Genomic DNA, 22068 nt, shown 5'->3' with positions numbered 1-22068 from the left:
CAGGCTCCGGAGATCAGGAAAACGAGGGTTGGCAGGCGAGCAGGGCGGCACCACGTGCGCCACCGGCATCGCCGAACCGTGGCGGCACGATCGGGGGGACCTGCACGCCATCGAACAGATGGGCGGCGATGGCGGCCGGCAGCTGCTGGTACAGCGGCGCGTACTGCGACAGGCCACCGCCGAGCACGATCACGTGGGGGTCCAGCGCCAGCACCAGCGCGGCCAGGCTGTGGCCGAGCAGGTCACGATGGATGTCCAGCGCCTTGCGTGCGCGCGCATCGCCGGCCTCGGCCAGGGCAATCACCGCGCTGGCGTTGGCGGCGCTGCCACCGAGATGGCGTTCGATCATTGCTACACCACTGCCGGAGACATAGCGCTCCACGCAGCCCTGCAGGCCGCAGCCGCAGTCCAGCAGCGGCAGGCCATGGCGCTCCAGCAGATGGCCGGGCACGCTCCAGTGGCCCCACTCGCCGGCCAGGCCGTTGAAGCCGGACAGCAGCCGGCCCTGCAGGCAGAAGCCGCCGCCGGCACCGGTGCCGAGGATGGCGCCGAACATGCTGGGATAGCCTTCGGCGGCACCGCCGTGCGCTTCCGACAGGGCAAAGCACTGCAGGTCGTTGCCGAAATGCAGCGAGCGTTGCAGCCGCGCCTGCAGATCCTGCGCCACGCACTGGCCGGTCAGTGCGGGCACGTTCGCGCTGAGCTGGCGGCCGCTGCGGCGGTCACGCACGCCGGGCAGGGCAATGCCGATGGCCGCATCATTCCGGCCCAGCGCGGCGTCGGCCTCGGCCACCAGCGTCACCACGGCCTGCAGGAAACCATCGTAGTCGCCCTGCGGCGTGGCCACGCGGCGGCGCCAGGTGACCTGCATCGCCGCATCGCACGCCACCAGCTCGATCTTGGTGCCGCCGATGTCGATGCCATAGCAGGCGTGGGCGATCAGCTCAGCCATGGTGGATGGTGACGCCCTTGACGACGCGGTTGACGGTGCCGTCCGGGAACGGGTTGTCCGGGGTCAGTCCCAGCGCGGCCGAGCGCTGCAGCGCGAACAGCTGCGCGAAGCCCAGCCACACCGGTGCCAGCCACGGATCGTCCAGCGCCGGTACGGTGAGGGTGTAATCGTCATCGGCGCCGATATCCGAATGCGGACCGATCGCCAGCACCTGCCCGGCCACGCCATCGCGGCGCAGTTCTTCCAGCAGGTCCTGCTCGTAGCGGCGCGCGAGCGGCTGCACGCTGCGCAGCACCACCACCAGGGTGTTGCCATCCAGCGTCGACTTGGGGCCGTGACGGAAGCCCAGCGGCGTGTTGGCCAGCGCCAGAACGCGGCCAGCGGTCAGCTCCAGCACCTTCAGTGCACACTCGCGGGCCAGCGCTTCCAGCGGGCCGCTGCCAAGGTAGATCACGCGGTTGAACGGGCGCTGCGCAAGCGTTGCCACTGGTGCGTCCCACTGCGCCTGCCCTTCGCGGGCCAGCGCGGCGATCTGCTTCAGGCGCGCCACGCGCGCATCCCACGGAGAGCGATCGAACACCGTCAGTGCCGCCAGCAGCATGCAGGTCAGGCTGCTGGTCATGGCGAAGGCGCGGTCGCAGCTGGCCGACGGCATCAGCAGGGTGCAGGTATCGGCACGACCGGCGCCACGGCGGGCCAGTTCGCCATCGGCGTTGCAGGTGATATCGAGGAAGCGCGCGTCGTCCACGTCGCTGCGCACGCGATCCACCGCTGCCACGCTTTCCGGGCTGGAGCCACTGCGGCCGAACGACACCAGCAGGGTCGGGCGGTCACGCTGCAGGTACAGCGCCGGGTGGGTCAGCAGGCTGGTGGTGTGCACCACGCGCACCTCGGCCGGCCACTGTGCGTTGATCGCGTCAGCCACCATCTCGGCGATGAAGCCGGAACTGCCGGCGCCGGTGAACAGCACGCGCTGGTTGGAATTGTTGAGGCTGTCGCCAAGGAAGGCCTGCAGGCGGTCGCGGGCACGCGACAGGTCCTGTGCGAGTGCTTCCCACAGCGCAGGCTGCTGGGCGATTTCGGTTGCGGTGTCGGCTCCGCCAAGGCGCTGCCAGGCGGACACATCGGAAAGCAGGGTGACGTCCATTCGGAGGTTCCAGTTGGGCCAGCGCACCATCTGCGTTTTCTTTCGAAATGTCAAACATCGAAAGTAAAAAGAAAGAAAATGGCCGAGTCGCTTTCCCAGTCGCGGCATGACCAGGAAAACGAAAGGACGGGTCAAATGCCGTATCGCACAATGCTTAACAGGCGACTGCAAGCGCTTACACAAAGTATTGCGACGCAACAACTTTCGTTTCAATGGAATATATCTTCCTTTTTCCTTTCAATTTGTTGACATCTTTCGAATCGCTGCCCTAGAGTCGGCCCAATCGCTTTCGAAACGCCCGGTGAACGGGTTGGGAGTCCGCGTGGAAAACTGCGTTCGTCGCTCGCCGCTGATGCTGGCCCTGGTGCCGGCCTTGATGCTGGCGTCCATGACGGCCCGGGCCGAGCCGGTCGGCAACCTGCGATCGGTCAGCGCCAGCGCCAGCCGCGACGGCGTGCAGGGCTGGGACCTGCAGACCGACAAGGGCGCGCGCATCCGCATTGAACTGCCGGCGACTGACATCATCCGCGTGCAGGCCGGCCGCAACGGCACGTTGACCGGCGCCGGCGACAAGGCCGCACCGATCGTTCTGCCGCAGCCCAAGGCGAACGTGCAGGCGCAGCTGGAAGAAGACGCGCAGGAAATCCGCGTGCGTACCGACGCACTGGTCCTGCATGTGCAGCGGCAACCGCTGCGCCTGCGCCTGGAACGCCTGGACAACGGCCAACCCACCGCGCTGTGGCAGGAACTGCAGCCGCTGGACCTGGAGGCCACGCAGAGCGTGCAGGTGCTGTCCTCGCAGGCCGATGAGGGCTATTTCGGGGGCGGCCAGCAGAATGGCCGTTACCAGTTCAAGGGCCGCGAGCTGGAAGTGTCCTATTCCGGCGGCTGGGAAGAGGGTGACCGCCCCAGTCCTGCACCGATGCTGCTGAGCAGCCGTGGCTGGGGCATGCTGCGCAATACGTGGAGCGATGGCAGCTACGACCTGCGCCAGCCCGACCAGGCCACGCTGCTGCATCGCGAAGACCGTTTCGACGCGTACTACTTCGTCGGCGCCGACCTGCCCAAGCTGATCGAGCGCTACACCCAGCTGACCGGCCGCCCGAACATGGTGGCGCGCTGGGCGCTGTCCTACGGCGATGCCGACTGCTACAACGACAGCGACAACAGCAAGAAGCCCGGCACCGTGCCCGAAGGCTGGAGCGACGGCCCGACCGGCACCACGCCGGATGTGATCGACAGCGTGGCCAAGCAGTACCGCGAGCACGACATGCCCGGTGGCTGGATCCTGCCCAACGATGGCTACGGCTGCGGTTACAAGAAGCTGCCGGAAACCGTGCAGGGCTTGGCCAAGTACGGCTTCCGCACCGGTCTGTGGACCGAGAACGGCGTCGACAAGATCGCCTGGGAAGTGGGCAAGGCCGGCAGCCGCGTGCAGAAGCTGGACGTGGCCTGGACCGGCAAGGGCTACCAGTTCGCGATGGACGCCAACCGCCAGGCGTTCAACGGCATCCTCGACAATTCCGATTCGCGCCCGTTCCTGTGGACGGTGATGGGCTGGGCCGGCATCCAGCGCTACGCCGTAGCGTGGACCGGCGACCAGAGCAGCAGCTGGGATTACATCCGCTGGCACGTGCCGACCCTGGTCGGTTCGGGCCTGTCCGGCATGGCCTACGCCAGTGGCGACGTCGATGCAATCTTCGGCGGCAGCGCCGAGACCTTCACCCGCGACCTGCAGTGGAAGGCGTTCACGCCGGTGCTGATGGGCATGAGCGGCTGGTCGTCGAATGCGCGCAAGCACCCGTGGTGGTACGACGAGCCGTACCGCAGCATCAACCGCGATTACCTGAAGTTGAAGATGCGCCTGACCCCGTACATGTACGGGCTGGTGCACGAGGCCGCGCAGACCGGCGCACCGCCGGTGCGGGGGCTGATGTGGGACTACCCGCGCGACCCGCATGCACAGGATGAGACCTACAAGTACCAGTTCCTGCTCGGCCGCGAACTGCTGGTGGCGCCGGTGTACCGCAGCCAGGCCGCCAGCCGTGGCTGGCGCCGCGACATCCACCTGCCGGCCGGCGGCTGGATCGACTACTGGGACGGCCGCCGCGTGCAGGCCGGTGCCGACGGCCGCCAGCTCGACCGCCAGGTGGACCTGGCCACGCTGCCGGTGTTCGTGCGTGCCGGTGCGATCCTGCCGATGTACCCGTCGATGCTGTTCGATGGCGAAAAGCCGCTCGATGAAGTGACCTTCGACCTGTACCCGCAGGGCGATTCGCAGTACACGTTGTACGAAGACGATGGCAACACGCGCCGTTACCAGCAGGGCGAGTCGAGCACGCAGCAGATCCGCGTGCAGGCGCCGGCGCAGGGCAGCGGCCCGGTGCAGGTGCAGATCGACGCGGTGCAGGGCCAGTACAACGGCCAGCTGGCGCAGCGCCGCTACGGCCTGCGCGTGCTCAGCCGGCAGGCGCCGCGTGCAGTGCAGGCCGGTGGCCGTGCGTTGCCGGCGCTGGCCGATGCCGCCGCCTTCAACAGCGCCAACGAGGGCTGGTACTTCGACGCGCGGGAGCGTCGCGGCACGCTGCATGTGCGCACCGCTGCCCAGGACATCCGCCAGCCGCTGCAGCTGCAGCTGGACTTCGCGGTGGCCGCTGCGGCCGCCGACGATGCCTATCCGGCCGCGCCGGTACTGGGCCGCGAACTGCCCGCAGACAGCCTGCTGGTGGTCAACCGCCCGGCCGAGGAGCCCGGCCATGCGCTGGAGAACGCCTTCGATGACGATCCCAACACCTGGTTCCGCAGCGTGCGCAACCAGGCCGTGCGCACTGGCGCGCACGAGTGGGTGATCGGCTTCGGCGAGCGCAGGATGATCGATGGCATCGACATCGCGCCGCGCAACGACAAGAACTGGAAGCACGGCCAGGTGCGCGATTACGAGGTGTACCTGGGCGACAGCAATGGCGAGTGGGGCGAGCCGATCGCCCGTGGCCGCCTGCAGCTGAAGGAAGGCGTGCAACGCATCGACTTCCCGGCCCATGCCGGCCGCCTGCTGCGCTTCCGCGTACTGAGCGTGCAGAACCCTGAAGGCGACGGCGCCAGCAGCACCGACCCGATGGTCACCGCCGCACAGGGCAGTGCCCGCGCCTTCGATGCGTTGCAGCCGCGCGACGTCGGCCCGATCGCACTGTCCACCTTCCACATCCTCGAACACCAGGAACCGGAGCGACCGGCCCGGCAGCGCTATCTCTCCGAGCTGCCGGTGCCGGCCGCGCTGGCCAGCCAGCTGCGTACCGACCAGTCCTTCCGTGGCGACGCCGGCATGCGCATGAACGGCCTGCAGTTCCGCCGTGGCCTGGGGGTCGGCGCCAACAGCCGCATCGACCTGCGCCTGCAGGGCGGCTGGCACCTGCTGCGTGCCGACCTCGGCATCGACGACGCCTGCCGCAACGCCGGCGGCCTGCAGTTCCAGGTATGGGGCGACAACCGCCTGCTGTACGACAGCGGCCTGGTGAAGGCGCCCGGCGTGGTCAAGCCGGAGCTGGACATCCGTGGCCTTTCCACCCTGAGCCTGCGCACGCTGGGTGCGCAGGGCAGCCAACCCGCCCAGGTCTGTGCCAACTGGGCCAACGCCGTACTGATCGGCCAGGAGGGCGACTCCGCCAGCATCGTCGCCCCATGACCCCCACGTAACACCGCTCCTCCCCCGCCCCATCCCGACTACGGCCCTCATGGCCGTGGCCCGGGAGCGTTTTGCCCGCCGAACGCCCACGCGCTCACTCAGTAGCGCCGCACCCCTGCCAGGAGAGAACCCCGATGTTGCCCGCCCGCCACCACCGCCCCCCCTGCCGCTCGATCGCTCCGCTGACGCTGGCCATTGCCGGCGCGCTGTTCTCGCTTGCCGCTCCTGCCTTCGCCCAGGAGAGCAAGGACAACGCCACCGACCTGGCCCGCATCGAGGTCACCGGCTCCAACATCCGCCGCACCGACGTTGAAACCGCCTCGCCGGTGCAGGTGATCAGCAAGCAGGACATCCAGAACATGGGTGCGCGCACGCTGCTGCAGGTGCTCGACAACCTGCCGGCCGCCCGCCCTGCGCAGCAGGACGCGCGCTCGCTGTTCACCGGTTCCGACGGTGCCTCGCAGGCCAACCTGCGTGGCTTGGGCGCGCAGGGCACACTGGTGCTGCTGAATGGTCGCCGCCTGTCGTACTACGGTGCCCCTGCCGGCTTCCAGACCCAGTTCGTCAACATCGATGCGATTCCGGCCGCGGCCATCGAGCGCATGGAAGTGCTGACCGACGGCGCCTCGGCGGTGTACGGCACCGACGCGGTGGCCGGCGTGATCAACGTGATCACCAAGCGCAACTTTCAGGGTGCCGAGATCAGCTTCACCAACGACACCTCCTCGCGCATCGATTCCTACGGTGAGCGCCAGGCCAGCATCACCGCCGGCTTCGGTGACCTGGCCGAGAACCGCTTCAACATCTACGGCGCGGTCAACATGTACCGTCGCGACGCGATTCCGCTGAGCGATTTCTACGACAAGCGTCCGGACCAGTACTACGTCAACAACCCGAACTACCTCAACAACCTACGCCTGGGCGTGGGCAGCAGGCCGGGCGAGTTCAACCCGGGCACCTACTTCGCCTTCGATCCGGTCACCGGCCGCCGCGTGCAGGAAGCTGCGCCGGGCTGCAGGAACGTGCTGACCAGTGAAGCGGCCGGCCCGCGTTGCGTCTGGGAAACCTGGATGAACAACGAGATCGATGCCGGCGCCAAGTCCGAGCGCAACACCGCCTACCTCAACGGCACCTTCCTGGTCGGTGACAACACCGAGATCTTCGCCGAGGCGACCTACACCGACATCGACCTGCGCGCCAACGGCGGCACGCCGCGCACCTATGGCACCACGACTGGCAACCCGACCAGCTGGTTCTCGCGCAACACCGGCAACACCGTCAACCAGTTCCTGTACCCGTTCCTGGGCCCGAACAACGAGTACAACCACGCCAGCCCGCAGTTGAAGGCCATGATGGGCGGCGTGGTCGGCCTGAACTACCTGCTGCAGGATGCCGGCCCGAACTACTTCGGCCAGCGCAATACCGACAAGAGCTACCGCGTGCTGGCCGGTGCGCGTGGCAACCGGGGCGACTGGAACTGGGAAACCGCATTCGCCAGCGCTGGTACCCACTCCACCACCTACCAGACGATCAACGTCAACACCAAGGGCTTCGAGAAGGCGTTCGGGCCGTACACGATCGATCCTGGTACCGGTCGGGTGATCATCTCCGACCACCCGGCGTACAAGTTCGGCGAGATCAGCGAAGCCAACGCCGCGTTGATCCGTGAAGCGTTCCCGACCTTCGACATCCAGTCGTGGACCCGCCTGCATACCCTGGACGGCAAGATCGAAGGACCGCTGTTCCAGCTGCCGGCGGGCGAAATGCGCGCCGCGTTCGGTTTCAACGCCAGCCGTGAGACCTTCTACACCCCGGGCAACGCCGATGCGGCCAATGGCCTGATCACCCAGCAGGGCGGCTCGTGGTTCGACGGCAAGCGCAACACCTACGCGCTGTTCGCCGAGACCGTGGCGCCGATCACCGACAAGCTGGAACTGGATGCGGCGGTGCGCGTGGACAAGTACCCGAACTTCAGCGCCAACATCGCGCCGAAGATCGGCTTCAAGTACCAGGCGTTCGATCAGCTGATGCTGCGCGGCACCTATTCCACCGGCTTCCGCGCACCGAGCCTGGCCGAGTCCGGCAACGGCGGCGTGTTCGCCCAGCTCGGTGGCTTCCGTGACGAACTGCGCTGCGGCGAGACCAACGCCATCGCCAACCTGCTGCTGAAGTCGCAGCGGCCGGGTGACGTCGACCTCGGCAAGAACCTGCTGAACGTCGACTGCAGCCGCACCGTGGCGCGCATGACCCAGCCGAACAAGGACCTGAAGCCGGAAAAGGCCAAGATCGCCACCCTCGGCTTCGTATACGAGCCAGCAACCTGGCTGTCGGTGTCGGCCGACTACTGGTTCATCTACCGTGACAATGAAATCGTCGCGCCGGACTACCGCCGCATGGAAGACATCATCTCGATGTCGCGCTCGCCGATCACCGACAGCGACCGTGCCAATCTTGCCCAGTTGGCGGCGATGTGCGCCGACCCGGCCAGCGGCGTGAGCTGCCCGGCCACCCTGCCGGGCTACTCCGCCGGCAACGTGGCCAGCGTGGTCGGCCAGTACAAGAACCGCGGCAAGACGCTGATCGACGGCTTCGACATCGACGCGCGCAGCCGCTTCTCGCTGGGCGACTGGGGCAACCTGAACATCGGCCTGGCCGCCACCATCGCCAACCGCAACCGCTTCTATATGGACGCGGAGAACGGCTGGTACTACGGCGACGTGGTGGGCTACTACAACAACCCGCGCCTGCGTGCCACGCTCAATGCAGACTGGACCTACAAGCAGGTGACCACCAGCATGTTCGTCAACTACGTGGGTGGCACCAAGTGGGCTACCGACCAGATCGACGAAGAGAGCAACAACAAGGAAACCTGCACCGGCGGCTACCTGGCCCTGCAGAAGAGCAAGTGCGATGGTGCACCGTCGTGGTGGACCGCCAACATGAGCGTCACCTGGCGCCCGGACGATGCGTGGAACCTGAGCTTCACCGTCAAGAACCTGTTCAACCGCCTGCCGTTCTACGATCCGAACAGCTTCCTGGGTGACTCCAGTGACTACGCCACCATCTTCGGCCGTGGTTACAGTGTGACCATCGGCTACCGGTTCAAGTAATTCCGTTTGCGTGACCTGGCGTGCCGGCTGCGGCCGGCACGCTGCCAAGAGGAGAGATGTTTGCCATGAAGCGTAGGGAATTCATCGCGGCCAGTGCCGCTGTCGCCGCCAGCAGCCTGCTGCCGCAGACCCCGGCATGGGCACGCGGGCGCAAAGTGCGCCTGGCCATGATCGGTACCGGCATGCGCGGGCTGGTGCTGCTGAAGGAGCTGGTACGTCGCGACGACGTCGAAGTGGTTGCCCTGTGCGACATCGAGCCGATCATGCTGGGCCGTGCCACAGAGATGGTGGCGAAGGCCGGCAAGCCCGCGCCGAAGACCTATGGCCAGGATCGTGATACCAACGCGTGGAAGCGCCTGCTGGAACAGAAGGGCATCGATGGCGTGATCATCGCCACGCCGTGGGAGTACCACGCACCGATGGCGATTGCCGCGATGCAGGCCGGCGTGGCCGTGGGCTGTGAAGTGGTGGCCGGCATCACCCTGCAGGACCACTGGGACGTGCTGAAGACCCAGCTGAGCACCGGCACCCCGTACATGCTGCTGGAGAACGTCTGCTACCGCCGCGACGTGATGGCGGCGTTGCAGATGGTGCGCCAGGGCCTGTTCGGCGAGCTGGTGCATCTGCAGGCCGGCTACCAGCACGACCTTCGCGGCGTGAAGTTCAATTCCGGCGATCCGAACCAGCCCTACGACAGCGGCGTGGAGTTCGGTCCCAAGGGCTGGAGCGAAGCACGCTGGCGCACCGAGCATTCGGTGCAGCGCAACGGCGAGCTGTACCCCAGCCACGGTATCGGCCCTTGCGCGATGTATACCGGCATCAACCGTGGCAACCGCTTCACCCACATCAACGCCTTCGCGACCAAGGCACGCGGCCTGCACGAATACACCGTGGCCAAGAGTGGCGGCACCACCCACCCCAGCACCCAGGTGAAGTTCAAGCTCGGCGATATCGTCACCACCACGCTGGCCTGCGAGAACGGCGAGACCATCCTGCTGCAGCACGACACCTCGCTGCCGCGCCCGTACTCGATGGGCTTCCGCGTGCAGGGCACCAAGGGCCTGTGGATGGACGTCAACCATTCGATCCACATCGAAGGCCGCAGCCCGCCGCACCAGTGGGAAGAGTTCAAGAAATACCAGGACGAGTACGAGCACCCGCTGTGGAAACAGAATGCCGACACCGCCGCCAGTGCCGGCCATGGTGGCATGGACTGGTTCGTCATCCATGCCTTTGTTGAAGCGCTGAAGGCCAAGGCACCGATGCCGATCGACATCTACGACGCGGTGACCTGGAGTGCGATTACCCCGTTGAGCGAGCAGTCGATCGCCAACAGCTTCCAGACGCTGGAGTTCCCGGACTTTACTGCTGGTGCGTGGAAGACGCGCAAGCCGATCTTCGCGTTCGACGGGAAGTACTGATCTGCTCTTGTAGAGTCGAGCCATGCTCGACTGCTTTGAAGCCAACGCCGGGCCATGCCCGGCGTTACTGCATCGGCCGTATGCTGTGGCAGCCATCAGGAAGAGGAACGGAGGCTGCGCATGCAATGGATGACCTTCAGCTGTCCGCTCTGCGGCGCTGCCGGGCAACGGTTTCCACTGCGCTCTGCAGGCAAACGCCAGGCGAGGACGGCATGCCGCGGGTGTGGCGTGGTGCTGCGCTCGGACCCACGCCTGGGCATGCATTCGCTCTATCTGCTGTACACACAGTTCATCGCCATGCTGGCTGTATTTCCCATGATCTGGGCCTACACCCTGGGTCGATGGTTCTGGCTGACGGCGATCTGGGCCCTGGTATCGGCGCTGTGCTGGCTGCCCGGCATGATCAGGCATGCACGCAGCCGGATCTGCCGCGCCACGCCGGATCCGAATCGAAGCTACGCTCGACGCAGGCCCTAGGGACCGGAACGGGGGGATAGAAAGAACATGGCGCGCCCGGAGGGATTCGAACCCCCGACCAATGGCTTCGGAAGCCACTACTCTATCCGGCTGAGCTACGGGCGCGTTGTAGAACCGCCGCGCCGTCGGCCAGTGCCGGGGCGGGCATCGCACCGCCATGAAGCGGTGCGGGAAGGGCATTCTATCCAGTTTCGCCGAACAAATCTCCCCCCACCGGCAAAGCCCTGCCAGAGGGGCAGGAGTATCCTATCGCCATGGCTGATACCCCCCTCACTTCGCCGCAGTCGCCGGCGACGCCGCGTTGGCGGCATTACTGGAGTCTGATGCGCGCTGATCGCCCGATCGGCACGTTGCTGCTGCTGTGGCCCACGTGGTGGGCGTTATGGCTGGCTGCCGGTGGCCTGCCGCCGCTGTGGACGCTGTTCGTGTTCACCGCCGGCGTGTGGCTGACCCGCTCGGCCGGTTGCGTCATCAACGACTACGCTGACCGCTGGCTCGACCCGCATGTGGAGCGCACCAAGGCGCGGCCGCTGGCCACCGGCGCGATCAGCGGCCGTGCCGCGCTGGCGTTGTTCGCCGTGCTGATGCTGGTGGCGTTCGGCCTGGTGCTGACCCTGAACGGGCTGACCATCGGCCTGAGCTTCATCGGCGTGTTCCTGGCCGCCAGCTATCCGTACCTGAAGCGCTACACCCATCTGCCGCAGGTCTACCTGGGCATGTCGTTCGGCTGGGGCATCCCGATGGCGTTCGCCGCCGTGCAGGGCGAGGTGCCGATGCTGGGCTGGCTGCTGTATGCCGGCAACATCCTGTGGTCCACCGCCTACGACACCTGGTATGCCATGGTCGACCGCGAGGACGACCTGAAGATGGGCTCGCACTCCACCGCGATCCTGTTCGGTGATCTCGATCTGGTCATCCAGGGCGTGCTGTACGCGCTGTTCCTGGCCACCATGGCGCTGGTTGGCGTGCGCGGCGGGCTGGGTGGCTACTACCTGGCCGGCGTGGCCGTGGCCACCGCGCTGGTGGTGTACGAATTCTGGATCTGCCGCAACCGCGAGCGCGGCCCGTGTTTCAAGGCGTTCCTGCACAACAACTGGGTCGGCGCCGCGCTGTTTGCCGGTATCGCCGTGGACCTGGCGCTGCGCTGACCCCAGGGGTTGGTAGAGCCGGCCGCTGGCCGGCTGCACCCGTGCGCGATCCCGAGTTTGCCGGCCAGCGGCCGGCACTACCGCCACCTACGACCAATAGGTGGCTGACAGCCCGCACCCCACCGCCCAGAATCGGTCCATCGAACCTGGGAGGGTAGGCGATGGCCTCGACGGCAGCAGTACAGGACGGCTGGATGGCGCGCGCAGCGCTGCGCTCGGCGGCCTGGGCGGAAAAGTGGTTCCCTGACGCGTACGTGTTCGCGGTGCTGGGCGTGGTCATTGTCGCGCTGGCCGCGATGGGCTTCGGTTCGACCCCGCAGGCCACCGCCAGCGCCTTCGGTGACGGCTTCTGGAGCCTGATTCCCTTCACCATGCAGATGGCCTTCGTGGTCATCGGCGGCTACGCCGTGGCGACCGCGCCGGTGGTCGCACGCTTCATCGACTTCCTGGCCCGGGTGCCGCGCACCGGTCGCGGTGCGGTGGTGTACGTGGGCCTGGTCAGCATGCTCGCCTCGCTGCTCAGCTGGGGCTTCTCGCTGGTGTTCGGTGGCCTGCTGGTCCGCGCGCTGGCCCGTCGCACCGAACTGCGCATGGACTACCGCGCCGCCGGTGCGTCGGCCTATCTCGGCCTGGGCGCAGTGTGGGCGATGGGGCTGAGCTCGTCGGCCGCACAGTTGCAGGCCAACCCGGCCAGCATGCCGCCGGGCCTGGTGGAGATCACCGGCGTATTGCCGTTCACCGAAACCATCTTTCTGTGGCAGTCGATCGCCCTGACCGCAGTGCTGATCCTTGTCTCGCTGCTGATCGCCTGGCTGACCGCGCCTGCAGCCGGCAGTGCGCGTACCGCCGAGGAATTTCCCGGCGCTGCGCAGGCCGAGCCGGAACCGCTGCAGCGACGCACGCGCCCGGGCGAATGGCTGGAATACAGCCCGCTGCTGACCGTGCTGCTCTCGCTGCTGGCGTTCGGCTGGCTGTTCAACGAGTTCGCCAACAAGCCGGTGGTCACTGCCATCGCCAACCTCAACACCTACAACTTCCTTTTCATTTCGCTGGGCCTGCTGCTGCACTGGCGCCCGCGCAGCTTCCTCAACGCGGTGGCCAAGGCGGTGCCGAGCACCACCGGCGTGCTGATCCAGTTCCCGCTGTACGGCGGTATCGCGATGATCCTCACCCACGCCGCCGGTGGTGACGGGCAGACCCTGGCGCACCGGCTGTCGAGCCTGTTCGTGCACGTGGCCAGCACCGATAGCTTCGCGCTGGTGATGGGCATCTACTCGGCGGTGCTGGGCTTCTTCGTGCCGTCCGGTGGCGGCAAGTGGATCATCGAGGCGCCGTACGTGATGCAGGCCGCCAACGAGCTGAAGGCGCACCTGGGCTGGGCAGTGCAGGTCTACAACGCGGCCGAAGCGCTGCCGAACCTGATCAACCCGTTCTGGATGCTGCCATTGCTGGGCGTGCTGGGGCTGAAGGCACGCGACATCGTGGGCTTCACCTTCATCCAGTTGCTGGTGCACATCCCGCTGGTGCTGGGCCTGTTGTGGCTGCTGGGCATGACCCTGGCGTATGTGCCGCCGGTGATGCCGTGAGTGCAGGGCTGGCGTCCGTGCGCGAGCAGGACGCCAGCTCCGTTCAGCGCGTGTTTCCAGCAGAGCACGCCATGAATGCGCGCAGTCGGGCTGACGGCATGAGCACATGCCGAACCCATATGAATCCTTCATCGGCTTGTGCCGCAAGGGGCTTTGCCCGTTCATTCACGCGCGTACACACCAATGTAGCCGCCCACCAACGCGCGATTAACTCTTCGCTGCAGACGATGACCCCGTCCACCGCATTCCGCGTGTGGCTTTGGAGATCGGACATGGCACAGCAGAACCAGAACCCGAACCAGAAGCAGCAGGGCCAGCAGAACCAGCAGGATCAGCAGCAGGGGCGTGGCCGCGACCAGCAGCAGCAACAGCAGCAGGAACAGCAGCAGCGCAACCAGCGCAACCAGCAACAGGGTGGGCAGGACGAGGAGGAGTGACTTCGGTACCCACTTCCTGTGATGCGCGAAGCCCCGCCCCGTGCGGGGCTTCGCTTATTCCAGCACGCCAATGCGTTGCAGCACCGGCGCTGCTGACATGTCGTTCGGGTTGGTGCCCGGCTGATCCTGCGGCACCTCCATGCCCATGGCGCGGTAGAGATCGACCCAGTGCCGTGCGATCTGCCCGGTCTTCGGGTTGCGGAAGTTCATCGGCTGCAGTGCGAACACATGGTGCGCACGGAACGCACGTTCGATGAAATCCGAACAGTAGTAGCTGTCCTCATTCAACACATACGACGTGTTGTAGGGCTTACCCAGCATCATGCGTGCGGTCGCGATCGCATCCTTGATGGCAGCCTGCTGCGATGCGCGCAGCCGATAGACCACGACCTGCCGCTGCTTGCCTCGGGCGTCCTCGCGGAACTGATCCAGCGTCTGCCGGCGCGAGCCTTTCTCATCCGCATGCAGTACCTCCCAGCCGTCTGGCGCCGCAGCGACCAGGGCCACGTGATCGAAGCTGGGTGCGCCCTGCTTGCCGGTGGCATCGTCGATGGCCGCGCTCAGGCCGGCATGGCCGGCGGTGACGAACAGCAGATCGCCTTCCCGGACCTCCAGCGCGGCCGCACCACCAGGCCACAGCGTTGGCAGCAACAGGGAGAGGGCAAGCAGGAATGCGCGCATGGGGCCAGGGTCGAAGCGTGTGCGGCGTAGTCTAACGGCTGCTGCGATGACGTTGATTTCAGTATTAGTGTGATATTAGTCTCAATTCAGCATGTCGGGATATTCCTGACAGCGGATGTTGAAACTGAATTGACCGAGGCATGGCTATCCTTGCCTCCCTACCGCGCCGGAACCGCGCGCGACCGCCCGGAATCAGGAGGATCCCGTGAACCAGCTCCGCCCCGTTGCCCTGCTTGCGCTTGCCCTGGGGCTTGCGCTGTCCGGCTGCAAGCCTGCGCCCCAGGCAGCCCCCGCTGACGCCGCCGTACCGGCTCCGACCAGCACAGCCGCCGCCACGGCGCCGGCCACGCCGGTTGCCGCAGTCCCGGCAGACGCGTCTGCCAGTTGCCCCCATCCGGTCTTCGACGACTTCCTCAAGCATTTCGGCAACGAGATCGCGCTGCAGGAAACGTCCACTGCCGATCCGCTGCTGGACAGCCACATCGACAGCGAAGCCGAGCCGGAGCCACGCAAGGTGGAGGAGAAGGTGCCGCTTGCCAAGGTCGAATGGCCGGTGATGCCGGACCCGGCCACGCTGCAGCGCCAGGGCCGCGAGATGCAGGTCACCCGCCTGCCCGATGGCCAGGTACAGGTGCAGATGCGCACTCCCGATACCAGCGACCAGCAGATCTACACCTTTGCCCAGAAGCCGTGCTGGCAACTGGTCAAGCGTGAGGACGAATCGATCTGACCCCTGAGCAACCGCCTGCGGGCGGTCGTGTGATTCACCCAAGGAGCCCCGCATGCGTCTGTCTCCCGTTGCCCCCGTACTGGCCCTGATGCTTGCTGCCTGCAGCGGCCCTGAGGCGGCTGCACCGGCGGCCCCTGCTTCCACTGACCCGGCAGCGACGCCGGCCGCACCTGCGGCTGCCGTTGCGGACCATTCCACCTCTCTTACGCGCGACGAGACCGGCATGCATATCGATTGCCAAGGCACCCGCCTGCACCTGGCGGCCCAGCCCACCCAAGACACGGACGCTTCCCGGCTGACCACGCTGGAAATTGAAAAGGACGGCGCACGCCAGGCCATTGCTGCGCCCAAGGAGATGGACGGCTATACCGCCGTTGGCCTGGCCTGCGTGCAGGACCGCAGCGGTACGCCGTACTTCGTCGTGCAGTACGGTGAACTGCCGTTCGGCTGCAGCTTCTGCGAGTGGTACTACCTGTACGACGCCAGTGGCCGCCAGTTGACCCACAGCACACCGCCGCTGCGCGGCGCGGAAGGCGAAGAGCAGGAGCCCAACAACGACGAGTACGAGAAGTTGATCGACTCGCTCGGCATCAAGCACCCGGAGGTGAACTACATCGAAGACTGAGCGCAGCGGCAGGACGTCGCACGCGCGCTGTGAACGCAGCACTGCAGTACCGCAGTACCAGAAGTACCAGGAGCAGTACCCCTTAAGGAAATTCCCTTTTTCATAGAATGGATAGCACAGAAATGGCAGACATCTACCAGGACATGGTCCAGCCCCGCGGGGCGGCCTACAGCAGTGACCGCATCAAATCGTGGAGCCACTACCGCGAGCCGATCGACCAGAGCGACGGCCGCCTGCATGGCAACTCCCGCCGGTGGGGCGATGCGACTCCGGAAGTACAGTCACGGGTGATCGACACGATCATCGAGTCGGCGCGCGAGAAGGGACTGACCCCACGCGAAACGGCGCACGTACTGGCCATCGCCCGCGTTGAATCGGGTTTCAACCCCGATGCCGCCGCTGGCACCACCTCGGCCTCGGGCCTGGGCCAGTTCATCGACAAGACCGGCAACCACTACCACCTCAACAACCGCAACCGCTTCGACGTCGGCGCACAGTCCGACGCACTGGTTGACCATTACATCGATAACCGCACGCTGGCGCACAAGCGCGGCCAGGGTGAGGAGTACATCTACAAGTACCATCACGACGGCCCGACCCGTGATTACGGCGGCCTCGCCCTGTCTGAAAAGAAAGTGATGCCGTACGTGGACAAGTACGAGCGGTTCGTGGAGCAGCGCCTGGGACTGACCCACGGCCAGTCCCAGGGCAGCCACGCGGCCCCCGCCGTAGCTGCGGCCACGCACGCGCAGGCCAAGCCGGCAGCGGTGCATGCCGAAGGCCAGACCCGCACCTTCGAGCAGACGATGCAGGTGATGCTGCCCCCGCAAAACGGGGTCAAGCCGCACATTACCGGTGAGTTCGGCGAACACCGCGCGCACAAGCCGCACGGTGGCACCGACTTCAACTATGTCGGCGGCCAGCACGGCCGTAATCTGCAGCACCCGACCGTCAACGCGCCGATCTCCGGAACGGTGACGTTCGTCGGTGGCGACTATGGTACGGTGAAGATCAGGGATGCACAGGGCAACTCGCACGAGATCCTGCACCTGCAGTCGACCCAGGTGAAGGAAGGCCAGCCGATCAAGGCGGGTGAGCCGATCGGTACCATGGGCGGCCGTGGCCCGGGCGGTGCGGGTCAGTATGCCCAGCACGTGCATTACCAGTTGAAGAATCCGCACGGCAAGCTGATCAGCCCGCAGGACTTCTGGGACCACGGCAAGCTGAAGGAAACCGGCAAGGGTGGCCATTCGCATGACGCCGACCACAACGGTGTGCTGCGCCAGGGGGCCAAGGGCGAGGAAGTGACTGCGCTGCAGAAGGAACTCAACCGCCTGGGCGTGCGCGACGGCCAAGGCAACCCGCTGAGCGAGGACGGCAAGTTCGGTGCCAATACCAGGGACGCACTGATCGCCTACCAGAAGCAGCACGGGCTCTCCGCCGATGGCGTGGCGGGTCCGGCGACGCTGGGCAAGCTGGCCGAAGGCCGCAGCCATGCCGAGGCGGCGCCGAAGGGGCCGCAACTGGGCGACAAGGCGCATCCGGATACGCCGCTGCACAATGCGATCCGCGGCCACATGCCGGGCATGATCTGCAACGAGATGAGCGCGCATGTGACCGCCCAGGCCAAGGCCGCCGGCATCGATTCGCCGGAAAAGCTGCAGGGCGTCACCGTGCAGGATGGCAAGGCCTTCGTCGTGGGCACCGTTCCCGGCTTCCGTACTGCGGTGGACATGACCCAGACGGCACCGAGCCTGCAGGAGACCAGCGCTGCAATGCTGGCCAAGCACGAGCCTTCGCAGCAACACGTGCAGGACGAGCAGCAGCGGGTGGCCATGGGCCGTTGACCACTGCGTGTGAAGAAGTGTGTGGTAAAGGAGGCCGGCCGGAGTAATCCGGCCGGCTTTTCCGTTCATGGGGCAAGGACATACACGGATGCCGTTTCGCATGATGCACAGCACCGCCATTGCAAGGCACGGCGTCCACATGAGCCGTGTGCTGCGGTGGCGCAACGCATGGCAGTGGGGAGGGCTGGCACTGCTGCTCTGGCTGTTGCCACTGCCAGTGCTGGCGGCGGTCCCGATTCCGGCACTGGACGACCCGGTGGTGGACACCGCCAACGCGCTGTCCGCCAGCACCCGCGCAACGCTGCGCGAGCAGGCATTGCAGCTGCAGGCACGCAAAGGCGCGCAACTGCAGGTGCTGGTGGTGCCCGGTGTTGGCGATGACGGCATCGAAGCCTATGCACAGCGTGTCTTCGACCAGTGGCAGCTGGGCCGCGCCGGTGTCGATGACGGGGTGTTGCTGCTGGTGGCGGTACAGGACAGGCGCGTACGCATCCAGACCGGCTATGGCCTGGAAGGCACCATTCCCGATGCCTATGCCGCGCGCATCATCGACAAAGCCATCGTGCCGCGCCTGCGCGAAGGAGACCTGGACCAGGGCATGCTGGACGGCAGCAAGGTGCTGGTGGCGCTGATCGATGGCGAGCCGCTGCCGCCCGAGCAGGATTCATCCGCACGCAACCTGTTGCCAGCGGATTGGCGCACAGGGGATTCGGTCGTTGCCCTGACGTTGCTGGTGGGGTTCCTGGCCGGTCTGTGGCGATCACCGCCGCGCCTGCTGGCCACCAGGACCGAGGCCGAGTCCAGCGGTAAACGCCGTGAGCGGCGGCGCAAGGCACTGGCAGCCAATGCGGCAGTGCCCAGGCCGAATTGGCCGACATTGCCTGCCTGGGGCAGGCCGTTGCTGGTAACGGCAGTGATGGCCGCTGGGTTGGTTTCGGCGACGCTGCTGCTGCCGCGGCACGTGCTGCCTGCGCTGTTCTTCGTGCTGTTACCCGCCGTACCGGTGGCGGCGCTGCTGGGGTGGTGCTGGCGTCGCAGCCGTGGTGTGCGCATCGTGCTGTGCGGCATGTTGGCCGTCAGTATCGGTTTCATTGTGGTGATGCTGGTCCGTGGTCAGTTGCCGCCCAGCCTTGCCCTGCACACGTTGCTGAACCTGGCGGTCGCCATTGCCGCCATGCTGGTGTTCTTCCTGGTGCAGGCCGGCCGCGCGCACTGGCGGAAGAACCGCAACAGCTTCGCCGTGCGCCTGGTGGTGCTGGTGCTGTTGACCGGCGGCTATGCGCTGGGCGCGTTGCTGGCCATCGACCGGGCCAGCGATGAGAACGCACGCGTGTTGGCGACGATCGTGTCCAGCGTAGGCACGCTGTTCCTGTACTTCATCTGGGTGTTCACCCTGCTGCCCGGCGAAAAAGCACGCAGCGGACGAAGGTCGTCCCAAGGCTACCGTTCCTCGTCCAGCACCTCGTCGTCGAGTTCGTCCTCGAGCAGTTCCGGCGGCTGGTCCGGTGGCGGTGGTCGCAGCGGCGGTGGCGGCGCTTCGGGCAGCTGGTAGCTCAGGCCGCCCACACCCGCCAGCCCAGCGCCGCATCGCGCAGCTCGCCGCTGCCGCTCACATCACCCATCTGCAGCTCCACGCCCTGCGCATTGGGCAGGTCTTTCTGCTCGGGGAACCAACGACGGTCGGCGGCGACGATGATCAGCAGGCCCTCGTCGTCGCCCACCGGTGCGAACTGCGGCGAAGGCGGGCTGATCGGCTGCAGGCCGAAGCGCTGGCTGGACTGTTCGCGCACCGCATCGACATCGTGGCTGGGCAGGCCAACCTCGCTCAGGCAGGTCAGCTCGCTGCCATGGAAAGCGCCTGCGCGCGTGCTGACTGGCAGACGGCGCCGGCCGATCAACTCGAGGATCAGGCCGTCGGGACCGGTGAAGTACACCGACTGCGACTGCCAGCTGCTCTCCAGCGCGAAGTAATCCAGGCCCTCAGGATTACGTTGCAGCGGGGTACGTTCGCGCAACCAGGCCATCGCCTCGCCGAAGCGGTTGTCCGGTACGTTGAAGGCCAGGTGCACGCCACCGACGGGGTGATCACCCGCCGCCTGCAGTTCGATCGTGCTCCAGCCGATGTGCACATGGTTGCCGACCACGCGCTGCTGCAGCACATCGTGGAAATACGCGGCGACGGTGGCGACGTCGGACACCGGCAGGGTGAGGTGAAGCAGGCGCATGACCGATTCTCCATGGACGCGCTCACTGTAGCGCTGGGGACTGCCCGGCGGCCACTAGCGCAGTGACTGGTTGAAGAATCGTATTGCGGCGTCCACTGCCTGCGCGTGGGTCTGCGCCTTCGGCACCGATGTGCTGCACAGGTCCTGCAGCCGCTGTTGTCCGGTCGGGGTGCATGCGGCGAGGAAATCGTAATGGCCGACACCGGGCAGCACCTGCAGTGCAGCGCCCGCAATCGCCGCACGCGCAGCCTCGCCATTGGTCTGTGGTGGCGCGACCGTGTCCGCTTGGCCCAGCACGATCGACATCGGCTGTTTCAGCGAGGAGAGCTGCTCGGGCGCAAAGGCCTGCACGATTGCCGGCGCCAGCAGGAACACCGCGCGCACGCCGGGAATGGCGCGTGCGTCGTTGGCGTGGGACATCCATGGCGATAGCTCGGGCGACGCCGCAGCGGCAACGCGCGCCTCCATCGTGTGCGTTGCCGCCTCCTGTTGGGGCCGGCAGACGCCGTCATCCGGATGTGCGGTACAGAAGTCCCGCAATCGCTGCAGGTCCGGTCGCGCACCGGCTGCCAGCAGCGCGGTGTAGCCACCGGCCGAGAAGCCGGCGACCCCCAGGCGCTCAGGATCGACATGCGGGCCCAGCACCGGATCAGCTTGCACGGCCGCCAGTGCGGCACGCAGGTCATCGGCGCGCAACCAGGTCAGAAGGCTGCCGGGCAGGGTCATGGTGTCAACGCCGTTGTTGCCTGGATGATCCACCGCAATCACCAGATATCCGGCCCGCGCCAGCGCCGTGCCCAGCCAACCCATCATGCGCGCGCTGCCGCCGTTGCCATGCGAGAGCAGCAGGGTCGGCAGGCGATCTCCCGCGACCGGCGCATCCTTGGCCGACCGGCCGACGTGGAACAGCGGCGCGTCGGGTGGACCGATGGTCAGCGCGCTTTCGCGGCTGCCGGCCTGTGCCGGATACCAGACCGTGTAGCGCAGCGCGTCGCGGTGCCCTGCGTCGCGCACGGCGGCGCTGGCCAGCGTCGTCGTGCCGTGGCGCTCGCCGGCGACGCCGCTTTCGCGGGCGGCGCCGGTGATTGTAAACGCCATCAGCATCGCTCCCAGCACAGCAGCGGTCATGCGCATCTTCAACTCCTTGTCAGTGGTGACGTTCTTCCACCGGCAGCCAGATCTCCACGCCGCCGTTGCCGCTGTGCTCGTCGAACCGGGCGTCGTAGCGCTCCAGGTCCGGCGCATCGGCAAGGCTCAGGTTGGACGCAGGGAGATAATGATCCAGCAACCAGAACCAGGTCGAGCGGATGGCCGAGATGTGTCCGCCGTGCCAAGCCACCAGGTAGCGGCGCGCCGGAATGTCCACGCGTCGCCAGTGCGCAGGCACGCTCGGCACCGTGCTTGCCGGTAGTGCCGCAATGTAGTCGAAGCCACCATCGTCATCACTGTTGCAGCACACGCCGAAGCTGATCGGCGCCGGCATCGGCCATTCGCGGTTGAGCTGCGCCCACTGGCCAGGAATCGCGCCACCACTGTCGCGGGTATGCCGCATGCCGATGCCGGCCACCTGGAACGCGGGCGTCTCAAGCAGGCGGGGCGCTTCAATGCAGGCGGACGGGGCCTCGTCCACGCGGATCGCCTGCACCAGCGCCAGCCCATCGGTGCCCTGTTCGCGTACGCGCTCCGGCGTCTGTCCGAACTGTTCGCTGAAGGCACGCGTGAAGGCTGCATGGGTGGTATAGCCGGCACCCAGCGCCACCTGCAGGATGTCGTTGGCGCCGTTGGCCAACTGCTGCGCGGCAGCGGTCAGGCGGCGCCCGCGCAGGTAGCGCACCACCGGGGTGCCGGTGCGGGCCTGGAACAGACGTGACAGATGAAACGGCGACAGGCCGGCCGCAGCGGCAATGTCGGCCAGCGCCAAGGGCTGGTCCGCATGGGTTTCGATGTACCACAACGCCTTGCCTGCCGCGCTCATCCTGCCGTTCCCCGGATCCAATGCC

The 22068-nt window shown here is 66.6% G+C and carries 17 protein-coding genes and 1 tRNA gene; 11 read left to right on the top strand and 7 right to left on the bottom strand.

Translation table 11 applies throughout. The features are described 5' to 3' along the window. Positions 1-13: 13 nt before the first annotated feature. Positions 14-952, bottom strand: coding sequence for an ROK family protein (locus ACM0PK_RS06575; protein WP_414606937.1), 939 nt, complete (start codon positions 950-952; stop codon positions 14-16). Then, entirely contained in the window at positions 945-2099 is a 1155-nt protein-coding gene (locus tag ACM0PK_RS06570; protein ID WP_188240531.1) for an SIS domain-containing protein, read from the bottom strand. Before ACM0PK_RS06570 ends, ACM0PK_RS06575 begins: the two co-directional genes overlap by 8 nt. 322 nt (positions 2100-2421) lie before the next feature. On the opposite strand from ACM0PK_RS06570, the gene ACM0PK_RS06565 reads away from it, so the two are divergent. The 4 genes from ACM0PK_RS06565 to ACM0PK_RS06550 all read left to right on the top strand — a co-directional run bounded on the left by ACM0PK_RS06565 (position 2422) and on the right by ACM0PK_RS06550 (position 10789). Further along, complete coding sequence (locus tag ACM0PK_RS06565; protein WP_414606938.1) at positions 2422-5781, top strand: TIM-barrel domain-containing protein; 3360 nt, start codon at positions 2422-2424, stop codon at positions 5779-5781. Between the two features lie 134 nt (positions 5782-5915). Further along, entirely contained in the window at positions 5916-8891 is a 2976-nt protein-coding gene (locus tag ACM0PK_RS06560; protein WP_414606939.1) for a TonB-dependent receptor domain-containing protein, read from the top strand. Between the two features lie 65 nt (positions 8892-8956). Then, entirely contained in the window at positions 8957-10312 is a 1356-nt protein-coding gene (locus tag ACM0PK_RS06555; protein ID WP_227836788.1) for a Gfo/Idh/MocA family protein, read from the top strand. 120 nt (positions 10313-10432) lie between these two features. After that, positions 10433-10789 (top strand): hypothetical protein, encoded by a 357-nt coding sequence (locus tag ACM0PK_RS06550; RefSeq protein WP_072167989.1) that lies wholly within the window; start codon positions 10433-10435, stop codon positions 10787-10789. Positions 10790-10817: 28 nt separating this feature from the next. Here ACM0PK_RS06550 and ACM0PK_RS06545 read toward each other — a convergent pair. Further along, positions 10818-10894, bottom strand: a tRNA-Arg gene (locus ACM0PK_RS06545). Between the two features lie 149 nt (positions 10895-11043). Between ACM0PK_RS06545 and ubiA the strand changes: the two genes are divergently transcribed. The 3 genes from ubiA to ACM0PK_RS06530 all read left to right on the top strand — a co-directional run bounded on the left by ubiA (position 11044) and on the right by ACM0PK_RS06530 (position 13960). Then, positions 11044-11937, top strand: coding sequence for a 4-hydroxybenzoate octaprenyltransferase (gene ubiA, locus ACM0PK_RS06540; RefSeq protein ID WP_005411493.1), 894 nt, complete (start codon positions 11044-11046; stop codon positions 11935-11937). Between the two features lie 161 nt (positions 11938-12098). Further along, entirely contained in the window at positions 12099-13523 is a 1425-nt protein-coding gene (locus tag ACM0PK_RS06535; protein ID WP_170944951.1) for a short-chain fatty acid transporter, read from the top strand. A gap of 272 nt (positions 13524-13795) precedes the next feature. Then, a complete protein-coding gene (locus tag ACM0PK_RS06530) occupies positions 13796-13960 on the top strand; it encodes a hypothetical protein (RefSeq protein ID WP_005414774.1) in 165 nt (54 codons plus the stop codon). A gap of 54 nt (positions 13961-14014) precedes the next feature. Here ACM0PK_RS06530 and ACM0PK_RS06525 read toward each other — a convergent pair whose 3' ends face one another. Continuing rightward, complete coding sequence (locus ACM0PK_RS06525; protein WP_065186583.1) at positions 14015-14641, bottom strand: YiiX/YebB-like N1pC/P60 family cysteine hydrolase; 627 nt, start codon at positions 14639-14641, stop codon at positions 14015-14017. 205 nt (positions 14642-14846) lie between these two features. On the opposite strand from ACM0PK_RS06525, the gene ACM0PK_RS06520 reads away from it, so the two are divergent. From ACM0PK_RS06520 to ACM0PK_RS06505, 4 genes are all read left to right on the top strand, one after another. Then, complete coding sequence (locus ACM0PK_RS06520) at positions 14847-15371, top strand: hypothetical protein (RefSeq protein WP_072167986.1); 525 nt, start codon at positions 14847-14849, stop codon at positions 15369-15371. A 52-nt stretch (positions 15372-15423) separates the two neighbouring features. Beyond that, positions 15424-15996: a hypothetical protein gene (locus ACM0PK_RS06515; protein WP_227836791.1), complete on the top strand. Its 573-nt coding sequence runs from the start codon at positions 15424-15426 to the stop codon at positions 15994-15996. A gap of 122 nt (positions 15997-16118) precedes the next feature. Then, on the top strand, positions 16119-17843 hold the full coding sequence (locus tag ACM0PK_RS06510; RefSeq protein WP_072167985.1) for a peptidoglycan-binding protein: 1725 nt from the start codon (positions 16119-16121) through the stop codon (positions 17841-17843). 139 nt (positions 17844-17982) lie between these two features. Continuing rightward, positions 17983-19395: a TPM domain-containing protein gene (locus ACM0PK_RS06505; protein ID WP_414606940.1), complete on the top strand. Its 1413-nt coding sequence runs from the start codon at positions 17983-17985 to the stop codon at positions 19393-19395. 1 nt (position 19396) lies between these two features. Here the strand turns inward: ACM0PK_RS06505 and ACM0PK_RS06500 are convergent, their stop codons facing one another. From ACM0PK_RS06500 to ACM0PK_RS06490, 3 genes are read right to left on the bottom strand one after another with little or no spacing between them, the layout of a single operon-like run. Beyond that, positions 19397-20068, bottom strand: coding sequence for a VOC family protein (locus ACM0PK_RS06500; protein WP_414606941.1), 672 nt, complete (start codon positions 20066-20068; stop codon positions 19397-19399). A 54-nt stretch (positions 20069-20122) separates the two neighbouring features. Then, positions 20123-21202 (bottom strand): alpha/beta hydrolase family protein, encoded by a 1080-nt coding sequence (locus ACM0PK_RS06495; protein WP_414606942.1) that lies wholly within the window; start codon positions 21200-21202, stop codon positions 20123-20125. Between the two features lie 13 nt (positions 21203-21215). Beyond that, positions 21216-22043, bottom strand: a complete 828-nt coding sequence (locus tag ACM0PK_RS06490) for an AraC family transcriptional regulator (RefSeq protein WP_414606943.1) — start codon at positions 22041-22043, stop codon at positions 21216-21218. Positions 22044-22068 lie beyond the last annotated feature (25 nt).

The sequence above is a fragment of the Stenotrophomonas sp. FR010 genome, assembly GCF_047520755.2.
Classification (GTDB): Bacteria; Pseudomonadota; Gammaproteobacteria; order Xanthomonadales; family Xanthomonadaceae; genus Stenotrophomonas; species Stenotrophomonas sepilia.
The sequence above is the reverse complement of the archived record's forward strand: the minus strand, read 5'-3'. Positions and strand labels throughout refer to the sequence as shown.